Origin of the sequence: Actinomadura sp. NPDC048032, from assembly GCF_040653175.1 — a bacterium.
GTDB lineage: Bacteria > Actinomycetota > Actinomycetes > Streptosporangiales > Streptosporangiaceae > Spirillospora > Spirillospora verrucosospora.
Genome location: NZ_JBEZJP010000107.1, coordinates 1 through 21,424 on the forward strand (window position 1 = coordinate 1; position 21,424 = coordinate 21,424).

24 protein-coding genes are annotated in these 21,424 nt (G+C 72.6%); 10 read left to right on the forward strand and 14 right to left on the reverse strand.

Translation table 11 applies throughout. The features are described from left to right. From AB0C69_RS16795 to AB0C69_RS16825, 7 genes are all read right to left on the reverse strand, one after another. Positions 1-1,247: extracellular solute-binding protein (locus AB0C69_RS16795; protein WP_360354242.1), on the reverse strand; the 1,247-nt coding region annotated here is incomplete at its 3' end. 113 nt (positions 1,248-1,360) lie between these two features. Next, the gene (locus AB0C69_RS16800; RefSeq protein WP_345183281.1) at positions 1,361-2,065 is read right to left on the reverse strand and encodes an FCD domain-containing protein; all 705 of its coding nucleotides are present in this window, start codon (positions 2,063-2,065) and stop codon (positions 1,361-1,363) included. Between the two features lie 34 nt (positions 2,066-2,099). After that, on the reverse strand, positions 2,100-3,029 hold the full coding sequence (locus AB0C69_RS16805; RefSeq protein ID WP_360354245.1) for an alpha/beta hydrolase: 930 nt from the start codon (positions 3,027-3,029) through the stop codon (positions 2,100-2,102). Positions 3,030-3,139: 110 nt separating this feature from the next. After that, positions 3,140-4,444, reverse strand: a complete 1,305-nt coding sequence (locus AB0C69_RS16810; RefSeq protein WP_345183286.1) for a DUF4185 domain-containing protein — start codon at positions 4,442-4,444, stop codon at positions 3,140-3,142. Positions 4,445-4,526: 82 nt separating this feature from the next. Continuing rightward, positions 4,527-5,327 carry an SDR family oxidoreductase gene (locus AB0C69_RS16815; protein WP_345183288.1) on the reverse strand — a complete coding sequence of 267 codons (801 nt, stop codon included), beginning with the start codon at positions 5,325-5,327 and terminating at the stop codon, positions 4,527-4,529. Further along, positions 5,324-6,364, reverse strand: coding sequence for a DUF4432 family protein (locus tag AB0C69_RS16820; protein WP_360354247.1), 1,041 nt, complete (start codon positions 6,362-6,364; stop codon positions 5,324-5,326). Before AB0C69_RS16820 ends, AB0C69_RS16815 begins: the two co-directional genes overlap by 4 nt. Further along, entirely contained in the window at positions 6,364-7,128 is a 765-nt protein-coding gene (locus tag AB0C69_RS16825) for a phytanoyl-CoA dioxygenase family protein (RefSeq protein WP_353832931.1), read from the reverse strand. Before AB0C69_RS16825 ends, AB0C69_RS16820 begins: the two co-directional genes overlap by 1 nt. 83 nt (positions 7,129-7,211) lie before the next feature. Here AB0C69_RS16825 and AB0C69_RS16830 point away from each other — a divergent pair, with 83 nt between their 5' ends. The 3 genes from AB0C69_RS16830 (at position 7,212) to AB0C69_RS16840 (ending at position 9,913) form a co-directional block, all read left to right on the forward strand. Continuing rightward, positions 7,212-8,156, forward strand: coding sequence for a sugar kinase (locus tag AB0C69_RS16830; RefSeq protein WP_360354249.1), 945 nt, complete (start codon positions 7,212-7,214; stop codon positions 8,154-8,156). A gap of 501 nt (positions 8,157-8,657) precedes the next feature. After that, a complete protein-coding gene (locus AB0C69_RS16835; protein WP_345183298.1) occupies positions 8,658-9,086 on the forward strand; it encodes an anti-sigma factor in 429 nt (142 codons plus the stop codon). A gap of 116 nt (positions 9,087-9,202) precedes the next feature. After that, positions 9,203-9,913, forward strand: coding sequence for an RNA polymerase sigma factor SigF (locus AB0C69_RS16840; RefSeq protein WP_345183373.1), 711 nt, complete (start codon positions 9,203-9,205; stop codon positions 9,911-9,913). 58 nt (positions 9,914-9,971) lie between these two features. Here AB0C69_RS16840 and AB0C69_RS16845 read toward each other — a convergent pair whose 3' ends face one another. Beyond that, the gene (locus AB0C69_RS16845) at positions 9,972-10,490 is read right to left on the reverse strand and encodes a hypothetical protein (RefSeq protein ID WP_360354251.1); all 519 of its coding nucleotides are present in this window, start codon (positions 10,488-10,490) and stop codon (positions 9,972-9,974) included. A gap of 89 nt (positions 10,491-10,579) precedes the next feature. Between AB0C69_RS16845 and AB0C69_RS16850 the strand changes: the two genes are divergently transcribed. Beyond that, positions 10,580-11,521, forward strand: a complete 942-nt coding sequence (locus tag AB0C69_RS16850) for a diacylglycerol kinase family protein (protein WP_360354253.1) — start codon at positions 10,580-10,582, stop codon at positions 11,519-11,521. 292 nt (positions 11,522-11,813) lie between these two features. Then, positions 11,814-12,062 (forward strand): WhiB family transcriptional regulator, encoded by a 249-nt coding sequence (locus tag AB0C69_RS16855; RefSeq protein WP_345183304.1) that lies wholly within the window; start codon positions 11,814-11,816, stop codon positions 12,060-12,062. A 183-nt stretch (positions 12,063-12,245) separates the two neighbouring features. On the opposite strand, the gene AB0C69_RS16860 is transcribed toward AB0C69_RS16855, so the two are convergent. Beyond that, positions 12,246-13,913 (reverse strand): histidine kinase N-terminal domain-containing protein, encoded by a 1,668-nt coding sequence (locus tag AB0C69_RS16860; protein WP_353832933.1) that lies wholly within the window; start codon positions 13,911-13,913, stop codon positions 12,246-12,248. 77 nt (positions 13,914-13,990) lie between these two features. Between AB0C69_RS16860 and AB0C69_RS16865 the strand changes: the two genes are divergently transcribed. Together AB0C69_RS16865 and AB0C69_RS16870 are read left to right on the forward strand one after the other, a co-directional pair. Beyond that, positions 13,991-15,160: an 8-amino-7-oxononanoate synthase gene (locus AB0C69_RS16865; protein ID WP_360354256.1), complete on the forward strand. Its 1,170-nt coding sequence runs from the start codon at positions 13,991-13,993 to the stop codon at positions 15,158-15,160. A 96-nt stretch (positions 15,161-15,256) separates the two neighbouring features. Further along, on the forward strand, positions 15,257-16,000 hold the full coding sequence (locus tag AB0C69_RS16870) for a GntR family transcriptional regulator (protein WP_345183375.1): 744 nt from the start codon (positions 15,257-15,259) through the stop codon (positions 15,998-16,000). Between the two features lie 19 nt (positions 16,001-16,019). Here AB0C69_RS16870 and bioB read toward each other — a convergent pair whose 3' ends face one another. Both bioB and bioD read right to left on the reverse strand, forming a co-directional pair. Further along, positions 16,020-17,015, reverse strand: coding sequence for a biotin synthase BioB (gene bioB / locus AB0C69_RS16875; protein ID WP_360354258.1), 996 nt, complete (start codon positions 17,013-17,015; stop codon positions 16,020-16,022). Further along, entirely contained in the window at positions 17,012-17,743 is a 732-nt protein-coding gene (gene bioD, locus AB0C69_RS16880) for a dethiobiotin synthase (RefSeq protein ID WP_345183311.1), read from the reverse strand. Before bioD ends, bioB begins: the two co-directional genes overlap by 4 nt. 94 nt (positions 17,744-17,837) lie before the next feature. Here bioD and AB0C69_RS16885 point away from each other — a divergent pair, with 94 nt between their 5' ends. The 3 genes from AB0C69_RS16885 to AB0C69_RS16895 are packed head-to-tail and all read left to right on the forward strand — an operon-like array spanning position 17,838 to position 19,284. Further along, entirely contained in the window at positions 17,838-18,623 is a 786-nt protein-coding gene (locus AB0C69_RS16885) for a hypothetical protein (RefSeq protein WP_360354261.1), read from the forward strand. Continuing rightward, a complete protein-coding gene (locus AB0C69_RS16890; protein ID WP_360354263.1) occupies positions 18,620-19,162 on the forward strand; it encodes a GNAT family N-acetyltransferase in 543 nt (180 codons plus the stop codon). Before AB0C69_RS16885 ends, AB0C69_RS16890 begins: the two co-directional genes overlap by 4 nt. Then, positions 19,162-19,284, forward strand: a complete 123-nt coding sequence (locus AB0C69_RS16895) for a hypothetical protein (RefSeq protein ID WP_360354265.1) — start codon at positions 19,162-19,164, stop codon at positions 19,282-19,284. Before AB0C69_RS16890 ends, AB0C69_RS16895 begins: the two co-directional genes overlap by 1 nt. On the opposite strand, the gene AB0C69_RS16900 is transcribed toward AB0C69_RS16895, so the two are convergent. From AB0C69_RS16900 to AB0C69_RS16910, 3 genes are all read right to left on the reverse strand, one after another. Continuing rightward, positions 19,281-19,469: a hypothetical protein gene (locus AB0C69_RS16900; protein WP_360354267.1), complete on the reverse strand. Its 189-nt coding sequence runs from the start codon at positions 19,467-19,469 to the stop codon at positions 19,281-19,283. The genes AB0C69_RS16895 and AB0C69_RS16900 overlap by 4 nt on opposite strands. Before the next feature lie 33 nt (positions 19,470-19,502). Beyond that, the gene (locus tag AB0C69_RS16905; RefSeq protein WP_360354269.1) at positions 19,503-20,849 is read right to left on the reverse strand and encodes a biotin carboxylase N-terminal domain-containing protein; all 1,347 of its coding nucleotides are present in this window, start codon (positions 20,847-20,849) and stop codon (positions 19,503-19,505) included. A 342-nt stretch (positions 20,850-21,191) separates the two neighbouring features. Next, positions 21,192-21,424, reverse strand: a 233-nt coding sequence (locus AB0C69_RS16910) for a hypothetical protein (protein WP_360354271.1), incomplete at its 5' end; no start/stop codon positions are given.

Consider the following 21,424-nt stretch of genomic DNA (forward strand, 5'->3'; position numbering starts at 1 on the left):
CAGCACCGCGTCGAGCAGGTCGCCGCTGCCTTGAGCACGTCCATGTAGGTCTCCGGCTTGTTGAGGAACTTGTCGAAGCCGCTGAGCGCCTCGGTGAGCACCGGCGCCGGGGCCGCCTCGAAGTAGCGCAGGACCAGGCGGTTGCCGCCCGACGCGGCCTCCTTGGTGACCTTGTCCAGCTCGGGGTCGGCGACCTTCACCTTCGGGTTGCCGGAGACGTCGCCGCGCGCGTTCGCCCACTTCTCCTGCGCGGCGGGCGTGACCCACCACTTGAGGTACTTGGTGCTGGCGGCCGCGTCGGGTGCCTTGCGCAGCGAGCACAGCGGGCCGCTCTCGAACACCAGCGACCGCTTGGGCAGCGCCGGGTCCACGTTCGGGATGAAGAAGAACCCGTAGTCCTCGCCCTGCTTGAGGCCGCGCTGGGTCATGCTCGTGTTGAACCAGGTGCCGTTGACGACCATGGCCGCGTCGCCGGACTTGAAGTGGTCGGCGGGGTCGGCCTTGTCGCCCGGCTTGCTGAACCACCCGGCGTCGATCATCGACTTCCAGCGCTCCATCGCCTTCACGACGCCGGGGTCGGTGTAGGACGCCTGGCCCTTCGACAGCCGCTCGTACAGGTCGGGGTCGGTGCCGGCGAGGATCTGCTCGAACCAGGCGAAGGAGAACAGCGACGTCGGGGTGGTCTGGTTGAAGGGCACCTGGCCCTTCGACTTCAGCGTCTGCGCCGTCTTCTCCAGCTCCGCCCACGTCGTGGGCGGCTTCAGGTCGTACTTGTCGAAGACCTTCTTGTTGTAGAACATCCCCCAGTAGGCGGTGTTCAGGGGGACGCAGTACTGCTTGCCGTCCACGGTGTAGTACTTCTTCAGGTCCTCGGTGAGGTCGCCGCTGCCGATGGCGTCCTGCCAGATCTTCGTGGTCTCGGCGACCTGGTTCTGCTTGACGATCTCTTCCAGGCGCCCGCCGGTCGTCCAGGTGAACAGGTCGGGCTTGACGTTCGTGCGGAACGAGGTCTTGATGAACGCGGTGTAGGTCGGCTCGTCGGTGTAGCCGACCGGCGTCATGCCGAGGCCGGTCTGCTGCTTGCCGAGGGCGCCCATCTGCTCGAAGAAGGGCTTCCACGCGCCCTTGTCGTTGTAGAGCTTGAGCTCGGACCTGCTCCCGCCCGAGTCGCCGGACCCGCAGCCGGCGGCGAGCAGCAGCGCGCCCACGGTGAGCGCGGTCACCTGGAGTCGCTTGGACGGCACCATGGTGAGCCTCCTTCATCGGGCGGCGATGCCCGATCGGGGTGGTCGAAGGATGGAATCGGAGAAGGGTGAACCGGCCGCGCGGCGCTCTCGCCGGCGGCGGGGAGGCGGCCCGCTCAGGCGAGCCGCTGCTCGATCACGTGTTTGACGTCGGCGAGGTGGGACCGCATGAGGGACTCGGCGTCCCGCTCCGCGCCCGCCTCGATGGCGGCGAGGATCGCGGCGTGCTCGTCGAAGTCGCGGACGCGGTCGTCGAAGATCCGCTGTATCGCGCGCTGCTCGGAGGCGTGCACCGACAGCAGGGAGTCGATGACCTCGCAGAGCACGGAGTTGCCCGCGACGCCGGCGACCTCCCGGTGGAAGGCCATGTTCGCCTTGTGCAGGCGGGCCTCCGCCTCCGGCTCGTCCGTGCCGAGGTCCGCGCCCGCCTGGTCGAGGAGGGCCCGGAGCAGCTCGATGTCGGCGGGCCGCGACCGCCGCGCCGCCCGTCCGGCCAGCGGCGGCTCGATGAGCAGCCGCGCGTCCAGCAGCTGGAGCAGCCGGTCGGCCTCCAGCTCGCGGACGTTGGGGTTGGGGATGACCACGCGTTCGAGGTCGGCGCCCACGTAGATGCCCGAGCCGTGCCGGAGCTGGATCGCCCCCGTCGCCTCCAGGCGGCGCAGGGCCTCCCGCAGCGTCGGGGTCGTCACCGCGAAGCGCTGGGACAGCTCCCGCGCGGACGGCAGCCGGTCGCCGGCGCGCAGGCCGCCGTCCCTGATCAGGTCCAGCATGCGCTCCGTGAGGGCGTCCGCCAGGCTCGGCCGGGCCACATCCTGTGACATCGCCACCTCGTTCCCAAGACGTAAAGTCATCTAATCACTTAGCGATTGGCGTGTCCACCCTCCCGGAGAGACATCGCCGCAGGACGGCGCGCTCCTCCTCGAACGCGAGCCGCCCGAGCCGCGCCGACATGATGCCGTCGAAACCGTGGCAGGCGCCCGGCACATGGTGCAGCTCCGTGGAAACCCCGGAGACGATCAGCCGGTGCGCGTAGGCGAGTCCCTCGTCCCGCAGCGGGTCGTGCTCGGGGACGAGCACGTACGCGCGCGGGAGGCCGCTCAGGTCCTCGGCCCGCGCCGGGGCGGCGTAGGCGGGGACGTCCGCCCGCCCGCCGAGGTAGTGGCGCCACATGTGCCGCACGTCGCCGCTGTTGAACAGCGGCGGCTCGGTGAACGTCCGCATCGACGGCGTGGCCATCCGGTCGTCCAGGACGGGGTAGAGCAGCATCTGGAACACCAGCGGCGGCCCGCCCTCGTCCCGCGCCCGCAGCGCCACGGCGGCGGCCAGCGCCCCGCCCGCGCTCCCGCCGCCGACCGCGACCCGCTCCGGGTCGCCGCCGAACTCCGCCGCGTGCTCGTGGGCCCACGCGGTCGCGGCGTAGCAGTCCTCGAACCCGGCCGGGAAGGGATGCTCGGGCGCGAGCCGGTAGTCGACGGAGACGACCGCGATCCCGTCCTCCCCGGCGAACTCCAGGCACCGCTCGTGCTCGTTCTCCAGCCCGCCGGTCACGAACCCGCCGCCGTGGAAGTACACGAGCACGGGCGCCGGCGTCTCGCGCGGCCGGTAGATCCGCACCGGGACCCCGCCGGCGACGAGCCGGTCCTCGACGGCCGCCCTCCCGTCGCCCACGGGCCGGGCGAGGGCGCGGACCAGATCGTTCATCGCGGCGCGGGCCCGCGCGGGATCCGCGAGCCCGACGTAGGGCATGCCGTCCAGCGCGGCGGCGAGTTCGGCGTCAAGGGGCATGGTCGGAACCTCCGAGCGGGGGGAACGGGACGCGCCCCCGGGCGGGAGGTCACCCGGGGGCGCGGGAAGCGGCACCGCCGTGGACGGGACGACGGCACCGCGGCTTCGGGCTAGCCGGAGACCGGCAGGTTGATGTAGCGCGCCCGGTAGATGCTGACGTCCCGGTAGTTGTCGTTGGCCGGGCCGGCGGTGGCGTCCAGGCTGTTGACGTTGTAGGAGATGACCAGCGTGCCGCTGGACGAGAGCGCCGCGTGCTGGTGGGCGTTGTAGGTGAAGATGTCAGGGTCGCCGTAGGAGCCGAGGGGCCCGGTCTCGGGCGTCCGGTACACGGTCTGCTCGCCGCTGAACGGCCCGGCCGCCGAGCACGACAGCCAGACGTCGATCTCACCGCCGAAGGCGATGTTCGCGTCCTGGTTGACCATGACGTAGTGCGATCCGCGCTTGGTGACGCTGAACTCGTTCGACACCCCGCTCATCAGCCGCACCGAGTCCGTCTCCGTGGACGACCAGCCGCTCGCGGTGCGGTACTGCCAGGCGCCGCGCAGGTCGGTGCCGCTGACCCGCGCGACGCGCAGGTACTTGGTGTTCACCTGCGTCTGGGGGTCGGTGTAGTCCTCGGTGCCGTACACGTAGGTGTAGCCGCCGTCCCTGAGCAGCGCCGACCCCCACTGCACGCCCGACGCCGAGGGCATCGCCTGCACGGTCGGCGCGGCGAGGTTCCCGGTGGAGAACCGGGCGAGGACGTTGTCCTTGAACTTCATGTCCCACCCGGTGCCGTTGCTCGGGTCCGGGTCGTAGTACTCGCGGTAGAGCTGCTGGACCTCCGACCCGCTCTGGGTGAGGTCGCCCGCCCAGTACCAGTGGGCCGGCTGCGCGGGCGGCATGACCGCCTTCGGGGCGGCGGCGGTCCCGCCGTGCACGGTGGTCAGCCCGCCTCCCGTGCCCTGGACGACGAACGAGTTGTTGATGAACGGCGTCGTCCCGCCCTCCTCGACGACGACCGGCCGCGACCCGTCCGCGTTGACCTTGCCGAGGAAGGTGTCGGAGTAGGCGTAGACGATGCGCCCGTCCGCGAGCTTCAGCGAGTACGTCGTGTCCGCGCCGGTCCAGTCGTCCAGGAGCGTGTTGCTGTTGCCGTAGGACGTGAACTTGCCGTTGAGGGCGGTGTTCTGCGAGGCGGTCCCGAAGGTCGGCGCGGCGCTCCCGGAGCACGTGGGGCCGGCGGCCGCGCGACCGAGGGCCTTCCCGCGCCCCTTTCCGGGGCCGTGGCCGTGCGTGTCGGCGCCCGCGGGCACGGCGGGCGCGGCGACGAGCAGCAGGGCGGCCGCGAGGACTCCGGCGCGCCGCCGCCACCCCCCGCGAACGGAGGAGGGGCGATCGGGAGAGAAGGGAGAGGGAGGGACGGACGCCTGCATGGAAACCTCCGCGAGGTCACGATCACACGGTCCTCGTGCGCCCCACATTTTGAGTCATCAAATGACTTGGTGTCTAGGTCTTTTAGGAGATTTCCGGCAGTGCCGCCGGATTGCGGGCCAGCAGCCCGCCGTCCACCCGGTGCTCCGCCCCGGTCACGAACGACGAGCGCGGCCCGGCGAGGAACGCCACCACCTCGGCGACCTCCGCGGGCGCCGCGACCCGCCCGAGCGGATGCGCGCGCCCCCACTCGGCGACCTGCGCGTCCTGCCCCCTGTCGCCGCGGAACAGGTCGGCGGCCCAGCGCAGCATGGGAGTGTCGACCGACCCCGGGCACACGACGTTCGCACGGATGCCGTCGGCCGCATGGTCCAGCGCCACCGCCCGCGTCAGCGCGTTGATCGCGGCCTTGCTCGCGCTGTAGGCGGCGACCCGGTCCTGCGAGACGAACGCCTGCACCGACGACACCGTGACGACGGTGCCCCCGCCCCGGCGCCGCAGCTCGGGCACGGCGGCGCGGCAGGCGAGGAAGACGCCCTTGACGTTGACGCCGAGCACCTCGTCCCACAGCTCCTCGGACGTCTCCTCGACCGTCCCGTACCGCTGCACGCCCGCGCACGTCACCAGCACGTCCAGGCCGCCGTACCGGGACACGGCCTCCCCGACCAGGCCGTCCATCCGCGCGGCGTCGGTCACGTCGGCGACGGCGCCGGCGACCTCCAGCCCCTCGCCCCGCAGGTCCTCCTCCGCCCGGCGGACCTCGTCCTCGCCGATCCCGCAGAACACCACGGCGGCGCCGTCGCGGGCGAGCCGCTCCACCACGGCCCGCCCGATCCCCAGCGACCCGCCGGTCACCACGGCGACCTTGCCCTCGAACTCCCTCACGTGCCCTCCTCGATGACCGCGGCACGCAGCCACAGGCTCCGCCGCGCATGCGGTTCCAGCGTCAACGCGGTGCCGTTCGCGACGGCGGCGGCCAGCCCGTCCGTCGGGTATCCGGCGAACGGCTCCAGGCCCATCACGTACGCGCGGCCCCACCACGGATGCCCCGTGGTCGCCCCGAACTCCTGCCACAGCCACAGATGCGGCAGGACGTCCACGTCCCAGCGCACCCGCATCCCGAAACCGTCCGGGTCGACGACCTCGTAGCGGCCCTCCTCCAACCCGGTGAGATAGACGATCTCACTCGGCGCCCCGGCATCGGGCACCACACCGAGGTCGACGATCCCGCCGCCCTCACCCGGCACACACGGCCACGCATGCGGACCACCGCCCCGCACTCGCCGCCCGCCGGGACCGATCGCCGTCTCGTGCGGAACCACGAGAGCGCCCTCGGCCACCCTGACCCGGTGCCCGGGCCGCAGAAACGGCGCCCCGAACACGATGTGGTGCCCCCACATCGCCTCCAGCGCCACCCCCGACTCGTTGACCAGCTCCTCCTCCACGAGGAGTTCGGCCTCGCCCGCCTTCAACCGCAGCGTCTTGACGACCCGCAGCGGCATCCGCCGCCCCCGGACGGTGAGCCGGACCGCGACCTCCCGAGCGTCGTCGGTCACGATCTCGGAATCCCACGGCAGCCCGGCCACCTCCCCGTGCTGCGCGAACGCCGCCCCCCGGTACGTGCTGGGCGCGCCCCCGTTGGGCAGGACCTCCTGCCACCCGCCCTCGTAACCGTCGAGGAACAGAGCGACATCGTCGCCCGCTCCCCCCGCCACGTCCCGCGGATCGCGCAGCCCGCCAGGCGAGAGCCACACGAAATCCATGTCGCGCGGCTTGAAGCAGAACTCGGCGACATCACCGCCCTTGCCCACGAGAACAGTCACCCGGAGCAGCTCGTTCTCCAGGACCACGGCCTCGATCCCGGCCCAGGTGATCTCGTGAACGCGGGCGCCCCAGTTGCGGGACGGCCGGTGCCGGCGCATCAGCTCCAGTTCTCCGCGCCGCTGAAGGCGAAGTGCTCCCCCGCCCGGTACCGGGGCCGCGGCTGGTACTCGTTCACGCCCGGGTCGCCGCGCAGCAGCAGCGCGGACGGGAACGGCAGCGGCTCCGCGGTGATGCGCGTCGAGGTCGGGATGTACCGGATGGTCAGCCCGCACCGCCGGTGCGGCGACTCGTTCGCGTTGCTGCCGTGCATGATGTTCGGGTGGTGGACCTCGACGTCGCCGGGTTCGAGGACGAGGTCCACGGCGCGCGACTCGTCCACGCCCACGGCGCTCTCCACCCCGAAGACGGCCTCCGCGTCCTCCCGCTCCCGCACCTCGTGCAGGACTTCCCTGTGGCTCCCGGGAATGACGCGCAGGCACCCGTTCTCCGGCGTCGACCGGTCGACGGCGAGCCACAGCGTCACCACGCGCATCGGTTCGAGCGGCCAGAACGCCCCGTCCTGGTGCCACAGCACGGCCTTGCCGGTGAAGGGCGGCTTGGAGATGTAGGCGGACGCGAACAGGGCGATGTCGGGCCCGACGAACCGCTCGGCGACGTCGAGGAGCCGCTCGTCGGACACCAGCCGCACCCAGAACGGGTCCCTGGCGACGAGCTCGGTGGAGAGCTCCTCGCCGGTCCGGTCGGGATACCGAGCCTCCAACCAGCGGACATGCTCGTCCGCCTCCGCCACCAGTTCCGGATCCAGCACGTTCCGGAAGATCGCGTACCCGTCCTCGTCGTAACCTCGCAGCGGGTCGTGCATGGGGCGTCCCCTCTCGATGAAGCGCGACACCCCGAAGTCTTAGTCATCAGATCACTTGTTGTCTAGATGTATCGTGGCCCGCCATGCGGAACCGGATCGCCCTGATCGGCGAATGCATGATCGAACTGAGCCATCTCGCCCCCGACCGCCTGGCCGTCGCCTACGCGGGCGACGCCTTCAACGTCGCCGCCTACCTGGCCCGCACCGCCGCCCCCGGCACGGCCGACGTCCAGTTCGTCACCCTCATCGGCGACGACCCCTACAGCACCCGGATGCGCGAATCCTGGGCCGCCCACGGAGTGAACGCCGACCACACCCGCGCCATCCCGGGCGGACAGGCTGGCCTCTACCTCATCCGCACCGACGAGAACGGCGAGCGGACCTTCCACTACTACCGATCGCAGTCGGCGGCCCGCGGCCTCTTCGGCTCCGCCCACCCCCCGGAGATCGACGACGCGATCGCCGACCACGACCTCGTCTACCTCTCCGGCATCACGCTGTCGATCCTCGGCTCCGACGCCCGCGGAAGGCTCCTCGCCGTCCTGGACGAGACCCGCCGCCGCGGCGGCCGAGTGGCCTTCGACACCAACTACCGCCCCGCCGGCTGGCCCTCCCCCGAGGCCGCCGCCGAAGCCATGTCCGCCGTCCTGACCAGGACGGACATAGCCCTCCCCACCTTCACCGACGACCAGGCCGTCTTCGGCGACCGGGCCCCGGCCGACACGGTCAGCCGCCTGAGACGAGCCGGAGTGACCGAGATGGCGGTCAAGCGAGGCCCCCAGGGCTGCGTGATCGCCGACAGCGTGACGAACCTCAAGATCCCCGCCGTCCCCCACGTCCAGGTGATCGACACCACGGCCGCGGGCGACGCCTTCAACGGCGCCTACCTGGCCACCCGCCTGACCGGCGCCCCCCAGCGACAAGCAGCCGAAGCCGCCACCGCCCTGGCCGCCCAGGTGATAACCCACCGAGGCGCCCTACTCCCCCCAGCGCAACCCACGCAAGCCAAGAGCGAGGCAAGCCACTAGGCATCACCCACGCACGGCACGAGCGAAGCAAGGGCCCCCACGAAGCGAGCCGCCAGGCGAGCCGAGCGCCACCGCAACCCCCCACAATCCGCACCAGAACCACGCACGGCACGAGCGAAGCGAGAGCCACCCGCGAAGCGAGCCGCCAGGCGAGCCGAAGCGCCAGAGCAACCCCCCACAACCCGCGGTAGACCCCAGCAAACGAGCCGAACCGAAACCCCCCGCTCCGCACACATCACCAGCCACCACAGCACCCCGGACCAAGGGTGACTGTCGCGATCGCGTCCGAAGGCAGTTTCGAGCGAAGCAAGAAACTGATCGCGAAGCGAGCCGCCAGGCGAGACGGAGCGATGCCAGCGATCGCACGCGTTGGGTCGGGTTGGGGCGCCCCAGGCGCCCCAACCCAACCCAACGCAAATAAACACAGCGCGCCGAAGTCTCGATGCACGGCTCGTAGGCGGTAGTTTCGATGGCAGCGGGACCATCCTGCGAGGGAGTGACGTGACCGAGGAAACCGCTGCAATGCCGGCCAGTACGAAGTTGTCCGTCCGTGACGTGGTCACGGTGAAGCTGCCTGCCGCGAGTGCCTACCTGTCCGTGCTGCGGACCGCGACCGCGGGCCTGGCGGCCAGGTTGGACTTCACGCTGGACGAGATAGAAGACCTGCGCATCGCCGTTGACGAGGCGTGCGCGATGCTGCTCGCTCAGGCGGTGCCGGGCACCGACCTGACGTGCGAGTTCGAGCTGACCGGGGAGGCGATGCGCATCTCCGTGTCGGTCCTGACGGTGGACGGTGAGGAGCCGAGCCGCGACACGTTCGCCTGGACGGTGCTGTCGTCCCTGGCGGGCGAGGTGGACGCCAGGGCGGGCTCCGACGACCGGGTCACCGTGACGCTGCAGAAGCGGCGCGGTGCGGCGGGGGCCCCGTGACGGAGAAGACGACGACGGAGCAGACGACGGTCGCGGGGGCGAGCACCGAGCGTTCGGACAGCAGCGCGGTCCCTGACCGGGCGCGGGCGCGGGCGCTTTTCGAGCGTCTCGCGCAGCTGCCGGAGGGCGACCCGGAGCGTCAGCGCATCCGCGACCAGCTCGTGGAGCTGCATCTGCCGCTGGTGGAGTATCTCGCCCGGCGCTTCCGCAACCGCGGGGAGTGGCTGGACGATCTGATCCAGGTCGCCACGATCGGTCTGATCAAGTCGATCGACCGGTTCGACCTGGAGCGCGGGGTGGAGTTCTCCACCTATGCCACGCCGACGATCGTCGGTGAGATCAAGCGGCACTTCCGCGACAAGGGCTGGGCGGTGCGCGTGCCGCGCCGGCTGCAGGAGCTGAAGCTGTCGCTGACGAAGGCGATCAGTGATCTCGCGCAGCGGGAGGGCCGCGCCCCGACGGTGAGCGAGCTGGCGGCGCACCTGCAGATGAGCGAGGAGGAGGTGCTGGAGGGGCTGGAGTCGGCGAACGCCTATTCCACGGTGTCCCTCGACGCGCCCGACTCCGGTGACGAGGACGCGCCCGCGGTGGCGGACTCGCTCGGCATGGTGGACGAGTCGCTGGAGGGCGTGGAGTACCGCGAGTCCCTCAAGCCGCTGCTGGAGAAGCTCCCGGCGCGCGAGAAGAAGATTCTGCTGCTGCGCTTCTTCGGGAACATGACGCAGTCGCAGATCGCGGCGGAGCTCGGCATCTCCCAGATGCACGTGTCCCGGCTGCTGGCGCGGACGCTCGCGCAGCTCCGGGACGGGCTGACCGCCGACGAGTAGCGGGTGAAGAGCCGAAAGGGCCCCGAGGACGCGTCCTCAGGGCCCTTTTGGCGTCCGGTCAGTTCTCGCTCTTCTTGGCGGGCTGCTCGTTGAGGCGGTCTTTGAGGCGGCGTCCGAGGGAGCGCGGCTCCCCGGTCGGCGGGGCGCCGGCGGCCTTGGCGGGTGCGGGTTCCTTCGGCGCGTCCTCGTCGTCCTCGTCGTGGTCCTCGATGAGCCAGGCGGTGCTCGGCGGGCTGAGGACGGCGATCAGCGCGAGGACGGCGACGAGGCCCAGCGGGACGGCGATCCCGGGCCGGTCGCTCTGCCACAGCGAGTAGGCGATCGGCAGGGCGAACAGCTGGGTCAGGACCGTGGGGGCGCGGCTCCACTGGGCGGCGCGCAGCAGCCCGCGGGCGCAGCCCAGCATGCCGAGGCCGCCGGCGAGGGCGAGGACGGTGACCCCGATCGCGCTGGCCGGGTCGACGGCGGCGCCGGCGGCCGTCTCGACGCCGGTGAAGACGCCGAATCCGACGGCGGCGGCACCCTCGGCGGCCTGGAGCGCGGCGGCGGCCTGCACGGTGATGGGACGCTTGGTCACACCCAGAAACCCTACTCGCCCCCTGCGGCGGGCCGCTCCCAGGGGAAACTGCGGGCGAACGCATCCGGAACGATCGATACCCTGACGCCGTGCGCGCCATGCTCATCGCCAACCCCAAGGCGACCTCCACCTCCCGGCGGGCCCGTGACATCCTCGTGCGGGCCTTCACCGGCGACCTCGACCTCGTCCTCGCGGAGACCGGCCACCGCGGCCACGCGACCGAGCTGGCCCGGCAGGCCGCCGTCGAGGGCTACGACGTCGTGGTCGCCCTCGGCGGGGACGGGACGGTGAACGAGACCGTCAACGGGCTGCTGGCGGACGGCCCGTCCCCCGATCTGCCGGCTCTGGCGGTGCTGCCGTGCGGGAGCGCGAACGTGTTCGCCCGCGCGCTCGGTCTGCCGGACGACCCGATCGGCGCGACGCGGTCCGTGCTGGAGGCGCTGCGGGCGGGCCGGCATCGGACGGTCGGGCTCGGCACGGCCTCCCATCCCGGCGCCCCGGACCGGTATTTCACGTTCTGCGCGGGTGTGGGGCTGGACGCGGAGGTCGTGCGGGAGGTGGAGCGGCGCCGCGAGGCGGGCCTGCGCGCCGATCCTTCGCTGTATGTGCGGACGGCGATACGGCATTTCTTCTCCGGCACCGATCGGCGCCATCCGTCGCTCACTTTGGAACAGCCCGGACGGCCGCCGAAATCCGGACTGTTCCTGGCGTTCATCTCCAATACGTCTCCGTGGACTTTCATGGGCCGGGTGCCGGTGAATCCGAGTCCGAAGGCGACCTTCGCGCGCGGGCTGGACGTGTTCGGGATGCGCTCCCTGGAAGTCGGCCCGACGGTGGGGGCGCTGGCCCAGATGCTGACGCCGCGAGCGCGCCCCGTTCAGGGGCGGCACGTCCTCAACCTGCACGATGAGGCCGAGGTCACCGTGCGCGCGGACCGTCCCGTGGCGTTCCAGCTGGACGGCGACTACCTGGGCGAGCAGCGGACGGTCACGTTCCGTTCCGTGCCGAAGGCGATCCGCATCGTCATTTGAGACGCGCGAGCACGCATGTGAGAGCCAAGTAACACACCCGACCGATGGGTGTGACACATGCGACACCCATACTTTGAGAATCCTTTCTCAAAGGTCTTGCGTCTGCCCGCACCCTCCTGAAACGCTCAAAGTGCGCCAGCCGACAGGGGCCCCAACGCCGCCGGTCACCTGCTCGCGGCGCCGCCGAACACGCATCCCTGGACCTGGCCACAGCCACCCCGGGCGTTCGCGACATGTGAACCCGTTCACAAAGAGTGGAGCATCTCCACCACCTGACGAAGGAGTGGACCGCATGGACTGGCGCCACCGCGCAGCCTGCCGTGACGTGGACCCCGAACTCTTCTTTCCGATCGGCAACACCGGCCCCGCGATCCTGCAGATCGAGGAGGCCAAGCAGGTCTGCCGCCGCTGCGACGTGAGCGCGGCCTGCCTGCGCTGGGCGCTGGAGTCCGGCCAGGAATCCGGCGTCTGGGGCGGCATGGGCGAAGACGAACGCCGCGCGCTGCGGCGTTCCCGCCGAGCCCTTAGCGTCAGGCGCTAGAGCGCCTTCCTTGCGGGCACGGCCGCGATCGCTGGCATCGCTCCGGCTCGCCTTGCGGCTCGCTGCGCGATCAGTTTCTTGCTTCGCTTGAAACTGGCTTCGCACGCGATCGCACACCCTCAGGTTTCTGACGGGTGAGGTGCCGGTTGCTCCCTGTGCGCGGACCAGAGTGAATGACCGTGGTCAGGGGCGGCTGGGGCGGTGATGGTGGTCCAGGGGGATGTCCACCACTACTTCCGTGCCGCCGCCCTTTCTTGGGCGGAAGTCCAGGTGGCCGCCCAGTTCGCCCACGATGAGGGTGCGGACGATCTGAAGGCCCAGGCTCTCGGTGCTCTCCATGTCGAAGTCGGCGGGCAGGCCGACGCCGTCGTCCGCGACGATCGTGACGAGGCGGCGGCCGGACGGGCGCTCGGGTTCGGCGCCCGGGGCGCGGGGCTCGTCCGCGCCGGGCGCCGTCCACTCGCCCCAGACCGGGACGCCGGCCGGCTCGTGGGAGACCTCCCCCTCGCCGTAGCGGTGCGCCACGACCTCCAGGGTCCCGAACCGGCTGGCCAGGCCGTGCTCCAGAGCGTTCTGCAGCAGCTCGGTGAGCGCCATCGCGAGCGGTGTCGCGACCTCGGCGGGCAGGACGCCGAAGCTGCCGGTCCGCTTGGGCGTCACCTTGGTCTCGGGGGTGGACACCTCCCCCGCCATCGTGATCACGCGGTCGGCGATGTCGTCGAAGTCGATCAGCTCGTCGGGGGTGTGCGACAGGGTCTCGTGCACGATCGCGATGGACCCGACGCGCCGGACGGCCTCGTCCAGCGCGGCCCGTCCCTCCGGGATCCGCAGCCGCCGCGCCTGGAGCCGCAGCAGCGCCGCGACCGTCTGCAGGTTGTTCTTCACCCGGTGGTGGATCTCTCGGATGGTGGCGTCCTTGGTCATCAGCTCCCGGTCGCGCCAGCGCAGCTCCGTCACGTCCCGGCACAGGACGATCGCGCCGATCCGCGTCCCGCCGACGACGAGCGGGATCGTGCGCAGCTGCATGATCGACCCACGCGACTCCACCTCGACCTCGCGCGGCGCGCGGCCCGACAGCACGACGCTCAGCGCCTCCTCCATCGGCTCGCCGGTGTCGCACAGGTCCGCGGTGATCTTCCCGAGCGCCTCGCCGACCAGGTCCGTCGGGTAGCCGAGCCGCCGGTAGGCGGACTGGGCGTTGGGGCTGGCGTAGGTGACCTTGCCGGAGCGGTCCAGCCGCATCAGGCCGTCGCCGACGCGCGGCGAGCGGACCATGTTCGGCTCCTCGCCCGGCACCGGGAACCGGCCTTCGGAGATCATCGTGGCGAGGTCGCTGGCGCTCTGCAGGTAGGTCAGCTCCAGCCGGGACGGGGTGCGCGCCGAACTGAGGTTGGTGCTGCGCTGGATCACCCCGAGGATCTTGGCGCCGCGGCGCACCGGGATGGACTCCTCGCGGACGGGGATGCCGCTGCCCCACTCCGGGTCGCCCTCGCGGACGATCCGGCGCTCCCGCCACGCCACGTCGATCAGCCCGCGGCGGCCCGTCCGGACGACCTTGCCGACGAGGTCCTCCGGGTAGGCGGTCGGCCCGGTCGTCGGCCGCATCTGCGCGATCGCGACCCAGCCGGGGACGGCCGCGCCGGTGTCGAGCACGCCCGGCCTGCCCCGGCCCGCGCGGGACGCCCCGTCGGCGGGCAGCGCCTCCGCCGACCGGAGCGGCACCCACAGCAGCAGGTCCGCGAACGACAGGTCGGCCAGCAGCTGCCAGTCCGAGACCAGCGCGTGGAGCCACTCCAGGTCGGTGTCGGTGAGGTCGGTGTGATCGCGGACCAAATCGGTCAAGGTAGGCACGCCACCATCATCGCCGATGGTTTTCGTTCCCGGGGCAGGTGGCCCCGCCGCCGGGGCCACCTGGCAGGATGCCCGGCATGACCGCAGGACGAGACCCCCTGGCCAGGCTCCGGGACGCGGCGGAGCGGCGCGCCGCCGCCGGGCTGCGCCGGTCGCTGCGCCCCCGCCCCCGCCTCGACGGGCTCACCGATCTGGCGTCCAACGACTACCTCGGCCTGGCCGGCGACCCGCGGCTCGTCGAGGGCGCCGTCGCCGCCGCGCGCGAGTGGGGCACCGGCTCCACCGGTTCGCGCCTCGTCACCGGGACGACGGAGCTGCACGCCGAGCTGGACCGGCGGCTCGCCGCGTTCACCGGCAGCGCCGCCGGCCTGGTGTTCTCCTCCGGCTTCCTGGCCAACCTCGGCGCCGTCACCGCGCTCGCCGGGCCCGACACGCTCGTGGTGTCCGACCAGGTCAACCACGCCTCGATCGTGGACGCGTGCCGGCTGTCGCGGTCCCGCGTCGTGATCGTCCCGCACCGGGACGCCGAAGCGGCGGAGCGGGCCCTCGCCGAGCGCGAGGAGGACCACGCCCTCGTCGTCACCGACGCGGTGTTCTCCGTGGACGGCGACCTCGCGCCGCTGGGCGCGCTGCACGCGGCCGCCCGGGCGCACGGAGCGCTGCTGGTGGTCGACGAGGCGCACGCGCTCGGCGTCGTCGGCGACGAGGGCCGGGGCGCCGCGCACGCCGCCGGCCTCGCGGGCGAGCCCGACGTGGTCCTCACCCTGACGCTGTCGAAGTCCCTGGCGTCGCAGGGCGGGGCGGTGCTCGGCGCTCCCGAGGTGATCGACGCCCTGGTCGACACGGGGCGGTCGTTCATCTTCGACACCGGGCTGAACCCGCCCGCCGCGGGCGCCGCCCTCGCCGCGCTCGACGTCCTCGGATCCGACCCGGGCCTGCCCGGGCGGGCCCGCGAGCGGGCGCAGGCGGTCTCAAACCTGGCGGCCGGTTCCGGCCTGGAAACGGCCAGGCCCGCGGCGGCCGTGGTCCCGGTGTTCCTGGGCGAGCCGCAGGCCGCGGTGCGGGCCGCGGGGATCTGCGCTGAGCACGGTCTCCGCGTCGGCTGCTTCCGTCCGCCGTCGGTCCCGAAGGGCCGCGCGTGCCTGCGCCTCACCGCACGTGCCACGCTGGACGAGTCGGACCTCACACGATTGCGGGCGGCCCTGGCGGAAATCGCGTCTTCTACCGGCCGTAGTCTTCACCCATAACATCGGGGAAACCGGTGATGAACGTGAGGAGACGCCGTGACGGAGGTCAGGGGCGGGCCCCGGCACGGGGGCGGATTCGAGCACGGCTTCGACCGGATCTCGCTCGGCGACCTCGGTAAGCGCCACCCGAACCAGGCGCCGCGGATCCCCAAGTACTACAAGCTCAAGGAGCTGCTGGTCGAGCTGATCCAGTCGCTCCCGGCGGGCAGCCCGCTGCCGCCGGAGCGGACGCTCGCCGAGAAGTACGAGACGTCCCGCACCACCGTCCGGCAGGCCCTCGCCGAGCTGGTCGTCGAGGGGCGCCTCCAGCGCATCCAGGGCAAGGGGACCTTCGTCGCCAAGCCGAAGGTCGCCCAGGAGCTCCAGCTCGTCAGCTACACCGAGGACATGCGGCACCACGGGCTGCGTCCCGAGACCCGCATACTGGAGGCCGGCTACGTCAGCGCCGACGAGCGCCTCGCGACCCTGCTGTGCATCCGCCCCGGCGGCCGGGTGCTGCGGATCCACCGCCTCCGGCTGGCCGACGGCGAGCCGATGTCGATCGACACGTCCCACCTCCCGGCCCGCCGCTTCCCCGGCCTGCGCCGCGAGCTGCCGCGCCACCACTCCCTGTACGAGACGCTCGCGACCGCCTACGACGTCCACCTCACCGAGGCCGAGGAGACGATCGAGACCGTCCTCGCCACCCCGCACGACGCGCAGCTCCTGGGCGTGGACGTGGGCCTGCCGATGCTGCTGCTGTCCCGCCACGCCTTCGACACGACGGGGCAGCCGGTCGAGTGGGCCCAGTCCCTGTACCGGGGCGACCGCTACAAGTTCATCACCCGGCTCAGCCGCTGACCCGCCGCGCGGGCGCGTCTCAGAGCGTCCGGCCGAGGGCCTTGATCGGCATCTGGAGCTCGGTGAGCAGCTCCAGGTCCTTCCGCGCCGGGCGGCCGAGGGTGGTGAGGTAGTTGCCGACGATGACGGCGTTGATGCCGCCGAGCATGCCCTCACGGGTGCCGAGGTCGCCGAGGGTGAGCTCGCGGCCGCCGGCGTACCGCAGGATGGTGCGGGGCAGGGCGAGCCGGAACGCGGCGATCGTCTTCAGCGCCTCGGCGCCCTCCACCAGCGGGTAGTCGGCGAACGGCGTGCCGGGGCGCGGCGCGAGGAAGTTCAGCGGGACCTCGTCGGGCTCCAGCTCCGCGAGCTGCGCGGCGAACTCGGCGCGCTGCTCGACGCTCTCGCCCATGCCGACGATGCCGCCGCAGCACACCTCCATCCCGGCGTCCTTGACCATGCGGAGGGTGTCCCAGCGCTCCTCCCACGAATGCGTGGTGACCACGTTCGGGAAGTGGGAGTGGGCCGTCTCCAGGTTGTGGTTGTAGCGGTGGACGCCCATCGCGGCCAGCTCGTCGACCTGCTCCTGGGTGAGCATGCCGAGCGAGCACGCGATGTTGATCTCGACGGCGTCGTTGATGGCCTTGACGCCGTCGCGGACCTGCGCCATCAGCCGCTCGTCCGGTCCGCGCACGGCGGCGACGATGCAGAACTCGGTGGCGCCGGTCGCGGCGGTCTCCTTCGCCGCCTCGACCAGCTCGGGGATGTTCAGCCACACCGACCGGACGGGCGACTCGAACTTGCCGGACTGCGAGCAGAAGTGGCAGTCCTCCGGGCAGCCGCCGGTCTTCAGCGACACGATCCCCTCGACCTCGACCTCCGGCCCGCACCACCGCATCCGGACGTCGTGGGCGAGCGCGAGCAGGTCCTGGAGCCGGTCGTCCGGCAGGTTCAGCACCTCCAGCACCTGTCCCCGCGACAGGCCCTCGCCCTCGTCCAGGACCTGGCGGCGCGCGATGTCGAGGATGTCCGTCACGTGTTCTCCTTGTCGGGGCCGAAGGCGGCGCGGAAGACGGCGGGGTCGAAGCCGCCGCCGAACGAGGGGGCCAGGCCGCGGTGCGCGGCCACGAGGAACTCCGCCGGGTCCATGGCCCCGGCGCCGGCGGGCAGCGCGCCCGACAGCGGGCGTGCCGCGATGGTCTCCAGGTCGCGGATGTTGCTGCGCATGGCGAGGTCCGGCTCGTCCGGCCAGGCGCCGATCACCACCCCGGCGAGCTGCACGCCGCGGTGCGCCATCGCCTCCAGGGTGAGCGCGGTGTGGTTGAGCGTGCCGAGGTCGGGCCGGGCCACCACCACGACCGCGGCGCCGAGCCAGCGCGCGAGGTCGGCGATCGTGGTCCCCTCCTCGTCGTAGCGGACGAGGAGCCCGCCCGCCCCCTCGACCAGCACCAGCCGCCGCCCGGACGCCAGGTCCCGGACGCGTTCGGCGACGTCCGGCATCCGGACGGGCGGCATCCCGGCGCGGCGGGCCGCGGCGGCCGGGGAGAGGGGGTCGGGGAAGCGCGCGTACTCGTGCACGTCGTCGATCCCGGCGAGCCTGCGGACCTCGTCGAGGTCGCCCGGCTCCCCGCCGCCGACGCCCGTCTGGCCGGGTTTGACGACGGCGACCGACGCGCCGCGCGCGGCGGCGACCGCGGCCAGCGCCGCGGTGACGACGGTCTTCCCCACACCCGTGCAGGTCCCGGTCACAACGAGCACACTCACAGACCGGCACACTAGCGCGGGCCCGGAACCGGCCCGTCGCCGGGTGTTCCCGGAACCGGCGGAACCCGGGCGGGCCGCCGAGCGTCCAACCGTCATGGCCGGTCCGTACACACGCTCCCGCCGGGCGCCGGCACTCGCCTGCGTCGCCCTGACCGCCGGCGCCGCGCTGGCCGCCTGCGGCGACGGCTCCGGCACCGCCGAGCCCTCCTCCCCCGCGCCCTCTCCGTCCTCGTCCTCGTCCTCGCCGGGCGGCGCCCCCGCGGGCGAGACGCTCGTCCTGCGGTGGCGCAAGACCGGCGGCATCGCCGGTCTCGGCGGCCCGGGGAGCCTCCCCGACTTCTCGCTCTACTCCACGGGCCGCGCGGTCGCCTCGGCCCAGGGCGGGCCGACGGAGTACCGCCTGAAGCCCGACGCCCTGCGGCGCCTCCTCGACGGGGCCCGCGCGGCAGGCCTCGCCCGCTCCCACTCGGTCGGGCCCGGCGGCGTCGCCGACGCGATCACGATCGTGGTCGCCATGGACGGCGCGACGACCCGGATCGTCCAGCCCGAGGCCCAGTCGGGCCCGGAGGCCCGCTTCCTCCAGCGCCTCGACCCGGCCGCCTGGCCCCCGTCCGACCTGACCAGGAAGCCCGCCCCGTACAGGTCGGAGAAGACCGCCGTCCTCGCCGGGCCGACCACGGGAAGCGCCACCGTCAAGGCGTGGCCGCTGGAGCCGCTCGGCAAGGGCGTCCCGGTCGCCGGTGCGATCTGCACGGTGGCCCCGGCCGCGAAGGTTCCCGCCACGAACCCCGACACCGCGTGGCGCAGCGGCGGCCAGGCCTACTCCGTCCGCCTGCGCCCCCTCCTCCCCGCCGAGTCGTCCTGCCGGGACGTCAAGTGATCGTTCGGACGGCGCGCCCGGACGAGTACGACCTCGTCGGGGAGCTGACGGTGGAGGTCTACGTGCGCGGCGGCCTGGTCAGCCCGGAGTCCCCGTACGTGCACAAGCTGCGCGACGCCGCCGACCGGGCGGCGAAAGCCGAACTGCTCGTCGCCGAAGACGCCGGGCGGATCGCCGGTGCCGTCGCGTACTGCCCGCCGGGCACCCCCTACGCGGATCTGGCCGGACCGGACGAGGCCGAGTTCCGCATGCTCGCCGTTCTGGAGGACGCCCGCGGCAGGGGCGCGGGCCGGGCCATGGTGCGCGCCTGCATCGAACGGGCCCGCGCGGCCGGCCTGTCCGGCCTGCGCCTGTCGACGCAGCGCAACATGGAGTCCGCGCAGCGCATGTACGAGAAGATGGGGTTCGTCCGCACCCCCGGCCACGACTGGGCCCCGGCCCCCGGCGTGGGCCTCATCACCTACGCCATGTCGTTCCGCGACGCGGATTCGCCTCCCCGCACCTCTGAAGGTGGCGATGAGCATCCCCCGCGCCGGTGATGCTGACGGAGACCGCCTCCCTGTTCAAGAGCCTTGAGAACGCCCGGCGGCTGATGGCCGCCATCGGCCGGCTGGAACGCGGAGGCGGAATCGAGCGGTCTCTCGCCGAAGGGAAGCGCTAGGGGGCCTGGTCCACGGGTTCGAGGGGGCCGTGCTGGGAGCATTCGGCCGTCCAGGCGGTCGGGGTGACCTGCACTATCAGGCGGCGGCGGCAGTCGGGGCAGTAGCGGGGCGGTTCCATCCGGCGGGCGGTCCGGCAGGAAGCGTGGTCGCCCTCGGCGGGCTCGCCGCAGCGGTCGCAGTACACGGCGTCACTCTACGACGGGCGCGGAGGCGGCGCTCAGGGGGCCTGGTGGCCGCGCATGCGCGCGACCAGCCCGGTGTCGTAGGTTCCGTCGGCGAACTCGGGCCGGTCGAGCAGTTCGCGCAGGAAGGGCAGGTTCGTCGGCGGGCCCTCGATGTGGAACGCCTCCAGGGCGGCGCGGGCGCGGGCCAGGGCGTGGGCGCGGTCGTCGCCGTGGACGCAGAGCTTGGCCAGCAGCGAGTCGTAGTGGCGGGTGACGGTGGTGCCCTCGGCGTAGCCGGCGTCGATGCGGATGCCGTCGCCGACGGGCTCCTCCCACACCGTGATCTCGCCCGTCCCGGGCAGGAAGCTCCGCGGGTCCTCGGCCTGGACGCGGAACTCGACGGCGTGCCCGCGCGGGGCGGTGGAGGTGAACGAGACGGGTTCGCCCGCGGCGATGCGGAACTGCTGCTCGACGAGGTCGATGCCGGTGACCATCTCGGTCACCGGGTGCTCGATCTGGAGGCGGGTGTCCATCTCCAGGAAGGTGAACTCCTGCGCGGCGGGGTCGACCAGGCATTCGACGGTGCCGGCGCCGCGGTAGCCGACGGCCTCGCCCGCGCGGACGGCGGCCGCCAGCATCCGCTCGCGCAGCGCCGGGCTGACGCCGGGAGACGGGGACTCCTCCACGACCTTCTGGTAGCGGCGCTGGACGGAGCAGTCGCGGTCGCCCAGCGCGACCACCGTGCCGTCGGCGAGCCCGAGGATCTGGACCTCGACGTGCCGGGCGCCCTCGACGTACCGCTCCAGCAGGATGTCGCCCTGGCCGAAGAGCTGCTCGGCGGCGGCGCGGGTCTCCTCGAACGCCTTGCGCAGCGACGCCTCGTCGTGGACGGCGGCCAGGCCCATGCCGCCGCCGCCCGCGGCGGGCTTCACCATGACGGGGTAGCCGATGCGCTCGGCCTCCTCGGCCGCCGTCGCCGCGTCGGGCACCGGCTCCCAGACGCCGGGCGCGACGGGGACGCCCGCCTCCTTCATCAGGTTCCGGGCGTTGATCTTGTCGCCCATCCGGGCGATGGCGAGCGGCGGCGGGCCGACCCAGACCAGGCCGCGCTCGGCCACCCGCCGGGCGAACGCGGCGCTCTCGGCGAGGAACCCGTGGCCGGGGTGGACGGCCTGCGCGTTGGTCCGGTGCGCGGCCTCCAGGATCGCGGCGGCGTTGAGGTAGCTGCCGGACGGCTCGGCGGGCCCGATCAGGACGGCCTCGTCCGCCTCGGCGACGAAGGGGAGGCCCTCGTCGGCCGCGGAGTACACCGCGATCGCCTTGAGCCCCATCGCGCGGGCGGTGTGCACGATCCGCCCGGCGATCTCGCCGCGGTTGGCCACGAGCACCGACTCGAACACCTGGGGGCTCCTCCTCGCGGACCGGCGGGACCCCGTGTCCCGCCCCGGCAGAGACTAGTGGGGCCGCCGGGTCCGCGACCGACGATTCCCGGGTCCGCGCCCCGTACACGCCGTGTGGCGAACGTCTCGGCGAGGGTGTCGGCGAAATCGCCGGTCTCCATTCCGGCGGGTCGGGCGAGGCCCTGCTCATCCCCCTGATCGGCATGGTTGTGCCCCGGCACAACTGACTTGGCGCCGGGCGGCGTTCACTGTGTGGGCGTCGCGGACGGCCTTTCCCGCAAGGGCGCGAGATCCATTCTCTCTGGACCTGGCCGCCGCATGCGGAAAAGTGCGCCGCAGTTCTCACTCGGCGCGGCTCCCCAAGGAGGAAACCCCCTGTCCCGAAGAACGCTCCTCACGCTGCTCGGCGCCCTCGCGCTGCTCACCGGGGCCGTGCAGCCTCCTGCCGCCGCGCAGGCCGCACCGGCCGCGCAGCCGCAGATCGCGGTGCTCGGACCGGGCGCATGGGCGCTGGACGCCCTGCTGGCGGGCCGCCGCCGGGAAGCGGCGACGGCGCCGTCCGGATCCTGAGCCGG

What these genes read in the sequence shown, in the direction of transcription:
- AB0C69_RS16800 (WP_345183281.1), bottom strand. Translation starts at nt 2,065, where the DNA reads ATGTCACAGGATGTGGCCCGGCCGAGCCTGGCGGACGCCCTCACGGAG.
- AB0C69_RS16805 (WP_360354245.1), bottom strand. Translation starts at nt 3,029, where the DNA reads ATGCCCCTTGACGCCGAACTCGCCGCCGCGCTGGACGGCATGCCCTAC.
- AB0C69_RS16810 (WP_345183286.1), bottom strand. Translation starts at nt 4,444, where the DNA reads ATGCAGGCGTCCGTCCCTCCCTCTCCCTTCTCTCCCGATCGCCCCTCC.
- AB0C69_RS16820 (WP_360354247.1), bottom strand. Translation starts at nt 6,364, where the DNA reads ATGCGCCGGCACCGGCCGTCCCGCAACTGGGGCGCCCGCGTTCACGAG.
- AB0C69_RS16825 (WP_353832931.1), bottom strand. Translation starts at nt 7,128, where the DNA reads ATGCACGACCCGCTGCGAGGTTACGACGAGGACGGGTACGCGATCTTC.
- AB0C69_RS16830 (WP_360354249.1), top strand. Translation starts at nt 7,212, where the DNA reads ATGCGGAACCGGATCGCCCTGATCGGCGAATGCATGATCGAACTGAGC.
- AB0C69_RS16855 (WP_345183304.1), top strand. Translation starts at nt 11,814, where the DNA reads ATGGACTGGCGCCACCGCGCAGCCTGCCGTGACGTGGACCCCGAACTC.
- AB0C69_RS16865 (WP_360354256.1), top strand. Translation starts at nt 13,991, where the DNA reads ATGACCGCAGGACGAGACCCCCTGGCCAGGCTCCGGGACGCGGCGGAG.
- AB0C69_RS16885 (WP_360354261.1), top strand. Translation starts at nt 17,838, where the DNA reads ATGGCCGGTCCGTACACACGCTCCCGCCGGGCGCCGGCACTCGCCTGC.
- AB0C69_RS16895 (WP_360354265.1), top strand. Translation starts at nt 19,162, where the DNA reads ATGCTGACGGAGACCGCCTCCCTGTTCAAGAGCCTTGAGAACGCCCGG.